Here is a 13,131-nt window from a genome sequence, read left to right as displayed (position 1 = left end):
TACGCATCTGCTCGCGCTGCCCGGCGGTCTCACCGCCGCCGACCGGCAGCCCGCGAAGCCACGCCCGGGCACTCCGCCCAAGCCGGTGCCCACCCCGGCCGAGGTCTTCCCGCCCAAGCGCCGCCCGGCCGAGCCCCCGGCCCCGCCGCAGCAATTGGCCGCGGGCTAGCTACTCTGGGGGCATGGAATACGTCTCCGCGCTCGTGCCCCCGGTAGTGATGGCCGCGTTCTTCATCGGCCTGATCGTGACGATCGTGAAGTCGCAGGGCGGCGACAAGAAGACCAAGGAGGACGCGGCCGTCGACGCCGCCCTCGCGCGCGCCGAGGCCGCTCAGCAGAGCGGCATCGTGAAGCAGGACGCCGCCGGCGCCTGACCGCGACACCGCGGCCGGTACCGGAACGGCGGACAGGGGCGCCCCCGGGCGCCCCTTTTGTCATTGATTGAAGTCGTTCGCCACGTCCGGCGCCGAATTACCGACTTCTCAGACTTCTCCCACTATTGTGCTGCTCGTGCCGCGCCCCTTGGGAGAACTCGAAGACGCAGTGATGACACGGGTGTGGAAGTGGAACCGCCCGGTGACGGTGAGGGAAGTCCTGGAGGACCTCCAGCAGGAACGGTCCATCGCCTACACGACGGTCATGACCGTATTGGACAATCTCCATCAGAAGGGCTGGGTTCGCCGCGAGGCGGAAGGCCGGGCCTATCGATATGAGGCCGTCTCCACCCGGGCCGCCTACTCGGCCGCACTGATGAACGAGGCGTGGGGCCAGAGCGACAACCCCGCCGCCGCGCTCGTCGCCTTCTTCGGCATGATGTCGTCCCAGCAGCGCGAAGCCCTCAGGGACGCCATGCGCATCGTTCAGCCCGAAGTGCCGGCCGAAGTACCGAACGAAGTGCCCGCCGAAGTGCCGCCAGGACCCGGGGAAGCGGCCGAGGGGTCCGGGCGATAGCGTCCGCTCATGCCAGCAGAGCCCCCCGAAGTCTCCACAAGCTCCGAATCGACCGTTAAAGCAGTCACCGTACGCAGGGCCCGGACCGCCGATGTGCCCGCGGTGCGCAGACTGCTCGACGCGTACAGCCGGCACGGGATCCTGCTCGACAAAGCCACCGTGACCCTTTACGAGGACATCCAGGAGTTCTGGGTCGCGGAACGGGACGACAACGCGGAGGTCGTCGGCTGCGGGGCGCTGCACATCATGTGGGAAGACCTGGCGGAAGTACGCACTCTCGCGGTGAATCCACAGGTCAAGGGTTCGGGTGTGGGTCACCAAGTGCTGGAGAAGCTGCTGCAGACCGCACGGTGGATCGGTGTTCGCCGGGTTTTCTGTCTCACCTTCGAAGTCGAGTTCTTCGTCAAGCACGGCTTCGTGGAGATCGGCGAGACTCCCGTCGATACGGTGGACACCGATGTCTACAGCGAGCTGCTGCGTTCCTATGACGAGGGCGTCGCGGAGTTCCTCGGTCTCGAACGAGTGAAACCGAACACCTTGGGCAACAGCCGGATGCTTCTGCATCTGTGATCGTCCGGGCGGGTATTACGGCAACCACCCGCGGCCCGTTCCCTATGTCCGAAACGCGCATGTTTTCGGCCCGGTCGGGCAGCGTACAACTCCGGGATCTCTCTCGGATCTCTGCCAGGGGTTTGTGTTTTTCGGGCAAAAGCGGTTTGCTTTCCGACGTACTGCAGTACTGCATATAACAAGGGGACGGCGAAACAGCGGCCATGGTCGCAGGGGGGCCGGCCCTTCAGATATCGATGAAAGGAAATCCGGTGGCACAGAAGGTTCAGGTCCTTCTTGTCGATGACCTCGACGGTGGCGAGGCGGACGAGACCGTGACGTTCGCGCTCGACGGCAAGACGTACGAGATCGACCTCACCACCGCCAACGCGGACAAGCTCCGCGGTCTCCTCGACGCGTACGTCAAGGGCGGCCGTCGCACCGGTGGCCGCGCGGCGAGCGGCCGGGGCAAGGCGCGCGTCGCGGCCGGCGGCAACCAGGACACCGCGCAGATCCGCGCCTGGGCGAAGGAGAACGGCCACGACGTGAACGACCGCGGCCGTGTTCCCCAGGCGATCCGCGAGGCTTACGAGAAGGCCAACGGCTGACTCGTCGGCGCCGCGGTCGCGCGGCGCAGACGGGCCCGGTGGCAGTGCGTCGCCGCCGTGTCCACGAGTCGTACGAGATCGGGGGCGCCCCCACCGCCCCCCACGGCCGACCAGGCCGAGACGGCCGTCAGCGTCGTCAGGGCCGCAAGCACCGGCTCTCCCTCGCGCCCGGGCTCGGGGGGCCGCACCCACACCGCGGCCTCCTGCGAGCCGGTCCACCCCGGCGGCGTCGGCGCGCCGATGAAGGCGCCCGCCCCGAGCGCGACGAGGTCGAGGGGCAGTGAGCCCCACTCCAGCCAGTCGAGCAGGCCCGGCAGTTCGTCCGCACTGCCTGCCGCGACGAGCAGCTGCATCGTTTCCCCGTGCACGGCCACCGGCGACCGGGGATCCAGTCTGCGCAGCATCGCGAAGCCCGCGTCGGCCGGCAGCTCCAGCACGTCGAACCCCAGCCCCGTGCACAGCCGCGCCCCCTCGGGGCCGCTCGACGTGGCCCAGCCGAGTTCGTCCTCGTACCACTGGCGCACCGGATCGGATCCGGCCGCGTCGAGCGGGCGGCGGGGTGTGGGGAAAGTGGTGCCGGAGGCGGAGAGAGGGGCGACCATGCCAGAAGCAACCGCCGGAGCCCCCTCGGGGTTACGCACTGTGGCACTCTGGAAGCACAGCGTGTCCGCAATGGGGGCGTACGGGAGTGTTCATCGGCGCAAGGGTGTTCGCCCGTAGCGGAGGGAACCGGCGCGCGCTGCATGGACTGTCGGTCCGTGCGGGTAAGACATCCCTAGTGGGAGGGGCGACACGTGCGCGTCGGGCATCTCGCGTTCGCCATCGGCGTAGTGATGGTGAGGGTATCTGCCTGGCCTGCGGGAACATCGTCTCGCACCATCGGGTTGGAGCAGTTGTCGGCGTTCGGGGGCAGGAGGCCATGAACGGGTGTCGGCAGTTGGAATGAGCGGTCCCCGCTTGCGGGACTAAGCTGCGGAAGGACAGGGAGGGGACAGCCCCCTTACTGCCTGACCGCTCTGAGGAGCGATTAACGATGTTCGAGAGGTTCACCGACCGCGCGCGGCGGGTTGTCGTCCTGGCTCAGGAAGAAGCCCGGATGCTCAACCACAACTACATCGGCACCGAGCACATCCTCCTGGGCCTGATCCACGAGGGTGAGGGTGTCGCCGCTAAGGCCCTGGAGAGCCTCGGGATTTCGCTCGAGGCGGTCCGCCAGCAGGTGGAGGAGATCATCGGTCAGGGCCAGCAGGCCCCGTCCGGGCACATCCCCTTCACCCCCCGTGCCAAGAAGGTCCTGGAGCTGTCGCTCCGCGAGGCCCTTCAGCTGGGCCACAACTACATCGGCACGGAGCACATCCTGCTCGGCCTGATCCGTGAGGGCGAGGGCGTCGCCGCCCAGGTCCTGGTCAAGCTGGGCGCAGACCTCAACCGGGTGCGGCAGCAGGTCATCCAGCTGCTCTCCGGCTACCAGGGCAAGGAGACCGCCGCCGCCGGCGGTCCTGCCGAGGGCACGCCCTCCACGTCCCTGGTGCTCGACCAGTTCGGCCGCAACCTGACGCAGGCCGCTCGTGAGTCCAAGCTCGACCCGGTCATCGGGCGCGAGAAGGAGATCGAGCGCGTCATGCAGGTGCTGTCGCGCCGCACCAAGAACAACCCGGTCCTGATCGGTGAGCCCGGCGTCGGCAAGACCGCCGTCGTCGAGGGCCTCGCCCAGGCCATCGTCAAGGGCGAGGTGCCCGAGACGCTGAAGGACAAGCACCTCTACACGCTCGACCTCGGTGCGCTGGTCGCCGGTTCCCGCTACCGCGGTGACTTCGAGGAGCGCCTGAAGAAGGTCCTCAAGGAGATCCGCACCCGCGGCGACATCATCCTGTTCATCGACGAGCTGCACACGCTCGTGGGTGCGGGTGCCGCCGAGGGCGCCATCGACGCGGCTTCCATCCTGAAGCCGATGCTGGCCCGCGGTGAGCTCCAGACCATCGGTGCGACGACGCTCGACGAGTACCGCAAGCACCTGGAGAAGGACGCGGCCCTCGAGCGCCGCTTCCAGCCGATCCAGGTCGCGGAGCCGTCGCTGCCGCACACCATCGAGATCCTCAAGGGTCTGCGTGACCGCTACGAGGCCCACCACCGTGTCTCGATCACGGACGAGGCCCTCGTGCAGGCGGCCACCCTGGCCGACCGGTACATCTCGGACCGCTTCCTGCCGGACAAGGCGATCGACCTGATCGACGAGGCCGGTTCCCGGATGCGCATCCGCCGGATGACCGCGCCGCCGGACCTCCGCGAGTTCGACGAGAAGATCGCGGGCGTGCGCCGCGACAAGGAGTCGGCCATCGACTCCCAGGACTTCGAGAAGGCGGCTTCCCTCCGCGACAAGGAGAAGCAGCTGCTCGCCGCGAAGGCCAAGCGCGAGAAGGAGTGGAAGGCCGGCGACATGGACGTCGTCGCCGAGGTCGACGGCGAGCTGATCGCCGAGGTCCTCGCGACCGCGACCGGCATTCCCGTCTTCAAGCTCACCGAGGAGGAGTCCTCGCGTCTGCTGCGCATGGAGGACGAGCTCCACAAGCGCGTCATCGGCCAGAAGGACGCCGTCAAGGCGCTCTCGAAGGCGATCCGTCGTACGCGTGCCGGTCTGAAGGACCCGAAGCGCCCCGGTGGCTCGTTCATCTTCGCCGGTCCCTCCGGTGTCGGTAAGACGGAGCTGTCCAAGGCGCTCGCCGAGTTCCTCTTCGGCGACGAGGACGCGCTGATCTCCCTCGACATGTCGGAGTTCTCCGAGAAGCACACGGTTTCGCGTCTCTTCGGTTCGCCCCCCGGTTACGTGGGCTACGAAGAGGGCGGCCAGCTGACCGAGAAGGTGCGCCGCAAGCCGTTCTCCGTCGTCCTCTTCGACGAGGTGGAGAAGGCCCACCCGGACATCTTCAACTCGCTGCTGCAGATTCTGGAGGACGGTCGTCTGACCGACTCCCAGGGTCGTGTCGTGGACTTCAAGAACACGGTCATCATCATGACGACCAACCTTGGAACCCGTGACATCTCGAAGGGCTTCAACCTGGGCTTCGCGGCCACGGGTGACACGAAGTCCAATTACGAGCGCATGAAGAACAAGGTGTCGGACGAGCTCAAGCAGCACTTCCGCCCCGAGTTCCTCAACCGTGTCGACGACGTCGTCGTCTTCCCGCAGCTGACCCAGGACGACATCCTCCAGATCGTCGACCTGATGGTCAGCAAGGTGGACGAGCGCCTCAAGGACCGCGACATGGGCATCGAGCTCTCGCAGTCCGCGAAGGAGCTGCTGTCGAAGAAGGGTTACGACCCGGTTCTCGGCGCGCGTCCGCTGCGTCGCACGATCCAGCGCGAGGTCGAGGACACGCTCTCGGAGAAGATCCTCTTCGGCGAGCTGCGCCCGGGCCACATCGTGGTCGTCGACACGGAGGGCGAGGGCGAGGCCAAGACCTTCACCTTCCGGGGTGAGGAGAAGTCGGCACTGCCGGACGCCCCTCCGATCGAGGACGCGGCCGCGGGCGGTTCCGCGGGACCGAACCTGAGCAAGGAGGCGTAACCCCTCCGGGGTGAGCCTGTGAGAAGGGGGCCGGTGCCTTGGGGCACCGGCCCCCTTCCGCATGCCCCGGGCCGGCCTGGACCGAGCGGACGGCCCGACACGTCGCCCTCGGGCCGGAGCCGGCCCGGGCGAGGGCTGCCAGGCCCACGAGGGCCGTGGCGGAGACGGTGGTGACGGCGGCGCGGCGCGCCCAGGGGCGTCGTGTCGTCATGGGGTGGGGGTTCCTCTCACGTCCGTACGCGCAGTGTTGTCAGGAGCATGGCCGACGACGCGGGTGGCGGGTGGGGAACGGTGAGGTTGCTGGAAAGTAGTTGGCCCGACGGGTACGGGAGTTGGGGCTGCCGGGGCCCGCGGGGCATGTCGTCCGGGTCACAGGCGGGGCGGGTTGGATCTTGCTCCCCGGTGACATGCCGCACAGGTGATTTGTCCGGTACTAGGGGAAATAGTGGAACAGGGGGGTAGTGGGGTCGCTGTTGCGTGGTTGATGGGTTCTGGTGATTTGTCCCTTTTGGGGATCGGGAGGGGCGCGAGGGTGTGCGCCGCCTGTTCGTGGGGGTGTGAAGTGGGGTTAAACCATGGATCGGGGGATAAATCCGGCGATCCGTGATCCGGGTGGCGGGGGTGTCAAGGGACTTTCGTTCCGGGGTGACCGTACGAGGGCGCGTAGTAGATCGGGGGTTTGGGGCGGGGCGGGGGCGGGGGTTACCAAGGGATGGCCGACCCGGCGACACGAGGACGTGTGCCGGGTCCCTTCATGCCCACCGGGGTCCGCTCATGTCCTCGGAGGGCGTCCGGACCCGAATGTCCCCGAAGCTCGAAGAGGTCTCCGCATGTCGAAGCGCACCACGTCCCACCGTTCCGGTACGTCGATACTCCGTAAGCGTGCCGCCGTCGTGGCCGCCGGGTTCGCGGTGTCGGCCGTACTGGGTACCGGGGCCGCGTTCGCCGCCGACACCGCCCAGGCCGGCGCGCTGCCGGGCGTGGCCAGCGCGTCCCTGGAGGCGCAGGCCACCGCTCAGGCGAAGGCCGCGTCCTCCGCGCACCAGGCCGCCGCCAAGAAGGCCGTCTCCTGGATCGACCCGGTCAAGAACTACACGCTCTCCGCGGGCTACGCCCAGGGCGGCAGCATGTGGGCCACCGGCAAGCACTCCGGCCAGGACTTCGCCGTGCCGATCGGCATGAGCGTGATGGCCGTGCACGGCGGCACCGTCGTCAAGACCGGCCCCAACGGCGCCGGTGACGGCCCGGCGTACGGCAACGCCGTCGTCATCAAGCACGGCAACGGCACGTACTCGCAGTACGCGCACCTGTCCCGGATCGACGTCCACGTCGGCCAGAACGTGTCCACGGGCCAGCACATCGCGCGGTCCGGCAACACCGGCAACTCCAGCGGCCCGCACCTGCACTTCGAGATCCGTACGACGCCGAACTACGGCTCCGCGGTGAACCCCGTCGCCTTCATGAACGCGAAGGGCGTGCGCGTCTGACGCAGCCGGGAGCTCAGCTCTCGTGGGCCTGGGTGACCAGGTCCGTGGCGACCTCGAGGATGGCCTTGCGCTTCTCCTCGAGGTCGCCTTCGACGTCTCTGAGCACGAACATCCCCGCGTGCATGGAGAACAGGGCGCTGAAGCAGCGGACCCGGTTGGTCAGGGTGACCGTCTCGGGCAGCAGGTGGTCGAGGAGGTCCTTCATCCGGTCCTTGAAGTCCGCGCCGATGCTCAGCTCGCGCATCTGGGCCTGGTTCTCCTGCATGAAGCGGAAGAGCGGGGCCGCGTTGGCCAGCGCGATGCCGTAGCGGGTGAGGATCTCGCGCTTCGTCTCCAGGGTCGGCGGCTGCTCCTTCGCCCAGGCGATCAGCTCGTCGATCGGCGTCATCAGGTCCTCGAAGAGGCTGACGACGATGTCCTCCTTGGTCTTGAAGTGGTAGTAGAGCGCGGCCTTGGTGACGCCCAGGCGCTCGGAGATCTCCCGCAGGGACGTCTTCTCGTACCCCTGCTCGGCGATGAGTTCGAGCGCTACGTCCTGGATGCGCTGGCGGGTGTTCCCGCGGCGCTGCTGTGGCTTGCTGCTGCCCGTGACCATCGCTGTCCCTCGTGCTCCCTCGGCCCGTCCGGTTCGCTCCCTTGGGAGAAAACTTACTTGACGCCCGGCTAGTTAGCGTTCTACCTTCCCCATTGTAGGTAACTAGCCGGGCGGCAAGTAAGTCCCGGATTCTCATCGGTCTCTGGGGGAGTTGGGCATCATGGCGGACGCAGCGATACAGGACAAAGAACAGGTGAAACCCCCGGCACAGCCGGAGGGCAAGCAGCCGCGCAGCGTGCGCGTCGTACTGATGGCGCTGATGATCGCCATGCTGCTCGCCATGCTCGACAACATGATCGTGAGCCCGGCGATGCCGACGATCGTCGGCGATCTGGGCGGACTCGCGCATCTGTCGTGGGTGGTCACCGGATACACCCTCGCGACCGCCGCCTCGACTCCGATCTGGGGCAAGCTCGGCGACATGTACGGGCGCAAGGGAGCCTTCCTCGCGGCCATCGTGATCTTCCTGATCGGTTCCGCGCTCAGCGGCATGTCCCAGGACATGAACCAGCTGATCGGTTTCCGGGCCATCCAGGGCCTCGGCGCCGGCGGCCTGATGGTCGGCGTCATGGCGATCATCGGTGACCTGATTCCGCCCCGCGAGCGCGGCAAGTACATGGGCATGATGACCGGCGTCATGGCCGTCGCGATGATCGGCGGCCCGCTGGTCGGCGGCACCATCACCGACCACCTCGGCTGGCGCTGGGCCTTCTACATCAACCTGCCGCTCGGCATCGTCGCCCTGTTCATGGTGAGCGCCGTCCTGCACCTGCCGAAGAAGAAGGCGCAGGGCCGGATCGACTATCTGGGCGCCGCGCTGCTCACCATCGGCATCAGCTCGCTCGTGCTGGTCACCACCTGGGGCGGCTCGCAGTACGACTGGGGCTCGGCCGTCATCATGGAGCTCATCGGCATCGGTGTCGCCGCCCTCGTCGGGTTCGTCTTCGTACAGAAGACCGCCGCCGAGCCGATCATGCCGCTGCACATCTTCCGCAACCGCAACTTCACGCTGATGTCGCTCATCGGCTTCATCACCGGCTTCGTGATGTTCGGCGCGATGCTCTTCCTGCCGCTCTACCAGCAGGCGGTGCAGGGCGCGTCGGCGACCAACTCCGGTCTGCTGCTGCTCCCGCTGCTGCTCGCGATGATGGCCGTCTCCATGGTCTCGGGGCGGGTCACCACCAACACCGGCAAGTACAAGGTCTTCCCGATCGTCGGCACGATCCTGATGGTCACCGGCCTCTTCCTGCTGGCGCAGATGGACACCGACACCTCGCGCCTCACCTCCGGCCTGTACATGGCCGTGCTCGGTGCCGGCATGGGCTGCCTGATGCAGATCACGATGCTGGTCGCGCAGAACAGCGTCGAGATGAAGGACATGGGCGTCGCGTCCTCGTCCACCACCCTCTTCAGGACCCTGGGTTCGTCGTTCGGCGTCGCCATCATGGGCGCGCTGTTCAACAACCGGGTGACCGACGTCATGAAGGAGCGGGCCGGGGCGCTCGGCGGGAAGATGACCGAGCAGACGACGCAGCTGGACGCGAAGCACCTGGCGAAGCTGCCGACGCAGGTCCGCGAGGCGTACGAGTACGCGGTCTCCTCCGGTACGCACTCCGCGTTCCTGCTCGGGTCGACCGTGGCGATCGTCGCGCTGGTCGCGGCCTGGTTCGTCAAGGAGGTCGCGCTGCGCGGCGCCGGTCCGCAGAAGGCGGCCGCCGACAAGCAGCCGGTCGACGCATAGCCGTCGAGGGCGGTGCGGCTGGGGACGCCGCGCGGGGCGGTGGGACGGTGGCAGAGACCGTCCGAGCGGACCGCCTCCTTCATCCGCCCTCGACTCCTTCGGCCCCGGCGCTTCGGCGCCGGGGCCGCTTTCTCTTTTCCGCGTGCGGGAGTTTTTCTGCGTGCGGCAGTTTTCGTGCGTGCGGGAGTCGTCCCGAGAGTTTTCGTGCGTGTGGGAGCCGTCCCGAGTGCAGGAGTCGTTCCGAGTGCAGGAGGTCTCCTCCGTGCGGGAGTCTTCCTGCGTGCGGGGGTCTTTGTACGTGCAGGAGTTCTCCCCGGGCAGGCGGTACGGCTACGCGTACGGGGTCAGGTCGCCTGAAACGCCAGGCGGCGCCGGTGACCCGGTGTCTCCGCCACGACCGACGCGGCGAGCAGTACCGCGGGGGCCGCGAGCGCTGCCGCCACCGGAAGGTGACCCGCGAGGGGGAGCAGGCACAGGGTGAGCGCGGCCGTCGCGAGCCGGACCAGGACCACCGCCTCCCGCAGGCCCGTGAAGGAGGCCCGCACGAGGGCCGTCGCCGTCAGGAACACGGCCGTGCCGCCCACGACGCAGGCGGTCAGCGGCGTGTTCAGGCGGTGGGTGTGGGTGGCCACGGCGGCGCCGACCGCGCCGCCCGTGACGGCCAGGGCGAGCTGGATCGGCAGGTGCCCGAAGACGTAGGCGTGCATCTGGCGGCCGCCGGCGGCCAGCGCCTCGTGGGCGCCGGGCCTGGTGCTCGACGCGCTGAAGTACGACCACCACAGCCCGGCCGCGAGTGCGAACGCGGCGCCGCCGGTGAGCGCCGCCGACGGGGCGGAGTGCGCCGCGGCCAGCCCGTTGGTGAAGCCGAGCACGGTCTCGCCGATGACGATGATCGTGAACAGCCCGAACCGCTCGCGCAGGTGCTCCGCGTCGCTCGGGCTGGCGCTCAGGCGGCGCCCCGCGAGCAGCGGCAGGGCCAGCTCCGCCGCCATGGCGATGCCCCAGACGACGTAGCGGGACGGGCCGTCGAGGGCGAAGGTGGCCGTCAGCCAGATCGTCGCCGTGAGCGCCGAGCCCGCCACGTACACCTGCGCCAGGGGCTTGAGCCGCGGCTCTTGGCGCAGGTCCCACAGATAGAGGGCGGCGACGCCCGCGCGGGCGCACAGGTAGGAGACGACGAACCCGGTGTCGGCGCCGTGGCCGTGGCCGACGCCGCCCAGGTAGACGGCCATCCCGGTCACCGCGGCGAGGCCCGCCGTGGTGAGCAGGCGCTGCACCGTCCGGTCGCGGTCCGCGCGGTTGGCGCGGACCGCGTACAGGACCCAGGTCCACCACAGCGGTACGAACAGCGCGGCCGCGGCGGCGATCGAGGCCCCGTCGGGGTGGGCGCCGATGCGATGGGTGCCCTGGCCGACCGCCGCCACGAACACCAGGTCGCCGAAGAGCTCGAACCAGGTGGCGCGGCGCGGTAACTCTGTTGTGGAAGAAGGCTGTTGAGCCGACTTCTCGGTGTCCCTGGATACGGTCATGGGCGCGAGAGTAGCCCGGGCGCGGGCTGCTCAGCGGCCGGTCGCGAGGTTCGCCGGGCCGGGGCGGTCCAGGGGGCACGCACGTGCGGAATCTCGTGCGTGGCAAGGGAGTTGATGACCGCGGTCTCTTCCTCCGGCGGCGTGCCTTCCTCGGAGGGCCGCCTCTTCCTCGGGGGGGCGACGGGGTCCCAGCGGGGCCCTCCCCGCGTACCCCGCGTACGACTGCTCGCGGGTTGGAGGTGGCGCGGCGCGCCGACTCCCTCGTAGGGCAAGGGAGTTCCTCGTGACGCGGCGGGCGTTCCTTGCGGGACGCAGGGCGCCCTTCGCAGAGCACAGGCGGCTCTCGGGGGGCGCAAGGCGACCCCGCAGAACATGGGGGCGACCACCCCCGCACTCCTCGCGGGACGCAGGGCGCCCCTCGCAGAGCACAGGGCCCCCGCAGAGCCCCAGGGTGCCCCCCGGCGGAGCGCAGGCGGCTCTCGCGGGGCGCAAGGCGGCCCCGCAGAACATAGGGGCGGCCCCCGGCACCCCTCACGGGATACAGGGCCCCCCGCAGAGCACAGGATGCCCCCCCCCGCAGAGCACAGGCGCCCCGCGCAGAGCACAGGCGGCTCTCGCGGAGCGTAAGGCGGCCTCCGTTGGGCGCGGGGAGTTTCTCGGAGGTGCGGGAACTGCCCGTGGAAGGAAGGGAGTTCGCGCGGCCGGCGTTACGGCTTCGGGCGTTTGCCGGTGGCGGGCAGGCGCAGCATCGGGAAGCTCCCGGTGGCCGTCGGCGCGTGCTCGGGCAGCCACAGCACGGCGACCGCCCCCTGCGCCGGGGTGTCCTGGTCGGCCCCCGGCGGGCGCACGTTGCGGAACGTCAGGCGGGCGCCCAGGACCTGGGCCTGGCCCGCCGCGATGGTCAGGCCCAGGCCGTGGCCGTGGCCCGCGCGGTCGGCGGCGCCGGTGCGGAAGCGGCTCGGGCCGTCCTCCAGGAGCTCCTCGGGGAAGCCGGGGCCGTGGTCGCGTACCCGGATGACGCGGCCCTCGACGCTGACCTCGACGGGGGGCCGGGCGTGCTTGGTCGCGTTGGCCAGGAGGTTGAACAGGATGCGCTCCAGACGGCGCGGGTCCGTGGTCACCTCGGACTCGTGGATGACCCGGACCGAGACGCCGTCGGCGGCGCGGGCCGCGATCCGGCGCTCGACGAACTCGCCCAGCATCAGGTCCTGCAGCTCGGCCCGCTCCGCGGCGCTGTCCAGCCGGGCCACTTCGAGGACGTCCTCGACGAGCGTGCGCATGGCCTGCGCGCGGTCCTTGACCAGCTCGCTGGGGCGGCCCTCGGGCAGCAGCTCGGCCGCGGTGAGCAGGCCGGTGACGGGGGTGCGCAGCTCGTGCGCGATGTCCGCGGTGACCCGGCGCTCGGCCTCCAGGCGCTGCTTGAGGGCGTCGGCCATCGCGTCGACGGCCTGCGCGAGGTCGTCGGTCTCGTCGCGCACGACCCCGCCGATGGCCTCGCGGACCCGGACGTCGGTGCGGCCCCGGGCCACCTCACGGGCGGCGCCGGCCGCCTTGCGCAACCGGCGCGAGAGCTGGCCGCCGATGAGCACCCCCAGCGCGCAGCCGCCGAAGACGACCGCGATGGAGCCGATGATCAGGGCCTGGTCGAGGTCCTTCATGACCGTGGCGCTGCGGTCGGTGAAACGGGTGTGCACCGACAGGAGGTCGCCGTTGCCGAGCGGGACCGCGGCCCAGATGTCGGGCACGCCGCTGGACGACTCCGAGACGTAGGTGGCGCGGCGCCCGTCCAGGGCCTTGGCACGCAGGTCGGCGGGCAGCTGCGGATCGTTGACCTTGAACCCGACGGGTAGGTTGCCGCCGGGCCGCGCCTGGAACTGCCGCTGCACGAACTGGATCCGCTCGTCCTGTACGTCCCGTGCGTTGTCCAGCATCGAGACCCGGGCGGCGTTGTGCACGACGAGACTGAGGGCGACGGCGACGAGCGCGCCGACCAGCGCGATGGCCACGCTGATCTTCCAGCGCACGCCGGTGCGCAGGCTCCGGCGCAGCCGCCGGGGCAGGAGCGTGCGCAGCAGTGCGGTGCCCCGGCCCGAACCCGCCGGGGGT

The 13,131-nt window shown here is 69.5% G+C and carries 11 protein-coding genes; 7 read left to right on the top strand and 4 right to left on the bottom strand.

Going from position 1 to position 13,131, the window contains the following annotated elements; genetic code table 11:
• Window positions 1-182 precede the first annotated feature (182 nt).
• The 4 genes from G3I40_RS36055 to G3I40_RS36040 all read left to right on the top strand — a co-directional run bounded on the left by G3I40_RS36055 (window position 183) and on the right by G3I40_RS36040 (window position 2,108).
• Window positions 183-374, top strand: coding sequence for a hypothetical protein (locus G3I40_RS36055; protein ID WP_164559050.1), 192 nt, complete (start codon window positions 183-185; stop codon window positions 372-374).
• A 136-nt stretch (window positions 375-510) separates the two neighbouring features.
• Entirely contained in the window at window positions 511-951 is a 441-nt protein-coding gene (locus G3I40_RS36050; protein ID WP_343245125.1) for a BlaI/MecI/CopY family transcriptional regulator, read from the top strand.
• Between the two features lie 9 nt (window positions 952-960).
• Entirely contained in the window at window positions 961-1,521 is a 561-nt protein-coding gene (locus G3I40_RS36045; RefSeq protein ID WP_164559049.1) for an amino-acid N-acetyltransferase, read from the top strand.
• Between the two features lie 251 nt (window positions 1,522-1,772).
• Complete coding sequence (locus G3I40_RS36040; RefSeq protein WP_164559048.1) at window positions 1,773-2,108, top strand: Lsr2 family protein; 336 nt, start codon at window positions 1,773-1,775, stop codon at window positions 2,106-2,108.
• Here the strand turns inward: G3I40_RS36040 and G3I40_RS36035 are convergent.
• Window positions 2,087-2,710, bottom strand: a complete 624-nt coding sequence (locus G3I40_RS36035; RefSeq protein ID WP_164559047.1) for an SCO3374 family protein — start codon at window positions 2,708-2,710, stop codon at window positions 2,087-2,089. The two genes, G3I40_RS36040 and G3I40_RS36035, sit on opposite strands and share 22 nt — an antisense overlap.
• A 431-nt stretch (window positions 2,711-3,141) precedes the next feature.
• On the opposite strand from G3I40_RS36035, the gene G3I40_RS36030 reads away from it, so the two are divergent.
• Complete coding sequence (locus G3I40_RS36030) at window positions 3,142-5,673, top strand: ATP-dependent Clp protease ATP-binding subunit (RefSeq protein WP_164559046.1); 2,532 nt, start codon at window positions 3,142-3,144, stop codon at window positions 5,671-5,673.
• 830 nt (window positions 5,674-6,503) lie between these two features.
• Entirely contained in the window at window positions 6,504-7,160 is a 657-nt protein-coding gene (locus tag G3I40_RS36025) for a M23 family metallopeptidase (RefSeq protein ID WP_164559045.1), read from the top strand.
• 13 nt (window positions 7,161-7,173) lie between these two features.
• On the opposite strand, the gene G3I40_RS36020 is transcribed toward G3I40_RS36025, so the two are convergent.
• Window positions 7,174-7,755, bottom strand: coding sequence for a TetR/AcrR family transcriptional regulator (locus G3I40_RS36020; protein ID WP_164559044.1), 582 nt, complete (start codon window positions 7,753-7,755; stop codon window positions 7,174-7,176).
• 160 nt (window positions 7,756-7,915) lie between these two features.
• Here G3I40_RS36020 and G3I40_RS36015 point away from each other — a divergent pair, with 160 nt between their 5' ends.
• Complete coding sequence (locus tag G3I40_RS36015) at window positions 7,916-9,496, top strand: MDR family MFS transporter (protein ID WP_164559043.1); 1,581 nt, start codon at window positions 7,916-7,918, stop codon at window positions 9,494-9,496.
• 344 nt (window positions 9,497-9,840) lie between these two features.
• Here G3I40_RS36015 and G3I40_RS36010 read toward each other — a convergent pair whose 3' ends face one another.
• Together G3I40_RS36010 and cseC are read right to left on the bottom strand one after the other, a co-directional pair.
• The gene (locus G3I40_RS36010; RefSeq protein WP_164559042.1) at window positions 9,841-11,025 is read right to left on the bottom strand and encodes a low temperature requirement protein A; all 1,185 of its coding nucleotides are present in this window, start codon (window positions 11,023-11,025) and stop codon (window positions 9,841-9,843) included.
• A gap of 707 nt (window positions 11,026-11,732) precedes the next feature.
• Window positions 11,733-13,131 (bottom strand): two-component system sensor histidine kinase CseC (gene cseC / locus G3I40_RS36005; RefSeq protein ID WP_343245124.1); only part of this gene is annotated, 1,399 nt, incomplete at its 5' end.

It is taken from the genome of Streptomyces sp. SID14478 (genome assembly GCF_010548525.1).
In the GTDB taxonomy this organism is placed as follows: Bacteria; Actinomycetota; Actinomycetes; order Streptomycetales; family Streptomycetaceae; genus Streptomyces.
This window is presented reverse-complemented; position numbering and strand designations above follow the sequence as displayed.

What these genes read in the sequence shown, in the direction of transcription:
- G3I40_RS36055 (WP_164559050.1), top strand. Translation starts at nt 183, where the DNA reads ATGGAATACGTCTCCGCGCTCGTGCCCCCGGTAGTGATGGCCGCGTTC.
- G3I40_RS36045 (WP_164559049.1), top strand. Translation starts at nt 961, where the DNA reads ATGCCAGCAGAGCCCCCCGAAGTCTCCACAAGCTCCGAATCGACCGTT.
- G3I40_RS36035 (WP_164559047.1), bottom strand. Translation starts at nt 2,710, where the DNA reads ATGGTCGCCCCTCTCTCCGCCTCCGGCACCACTTTCCCCACACCCCGC.
- G3I40_RS36030 (WP_164559046.1), top strand. Translation starts at nt 3,142, where the DNA reads ATGTTCGAGAGGTTCACCGACCGCGCGCGGCGGGTTGTCGTCCTGGCT.
- G3I40_RS36025 (WP_164559045.1), top strand. Translation starts at nt 6,504, where the DNA reads ATGTCGAAGCGCACCACGTCCCACCGTTCCGGTACGTCGATACTCCGT.
- G3I40_RS36020 (WP_164559044.1), bottom strand. Translation starts at nt 7,755, where the DNA reads ATGGTCACGGGCAGCAGCAAGCCACAGCAGCGCCGCGGGAACACCCGC.
- G3I40_RS36015 (WP_164559043.1), top strand. Translation starts at nt 7,916, where the DNA reads ATGGCGGACGCAGCGATACAGGACAAAGAACAGGTGAAACCCCCGGCA.
- G3I40_RS36010 (WP_164559042.1), bottom strand. Translation starts at nt 11,025, where the DNA reads ATGACCGTATCCAGGGACACCGAGAAGTCGGCTCAACAGCCTTCTTCC.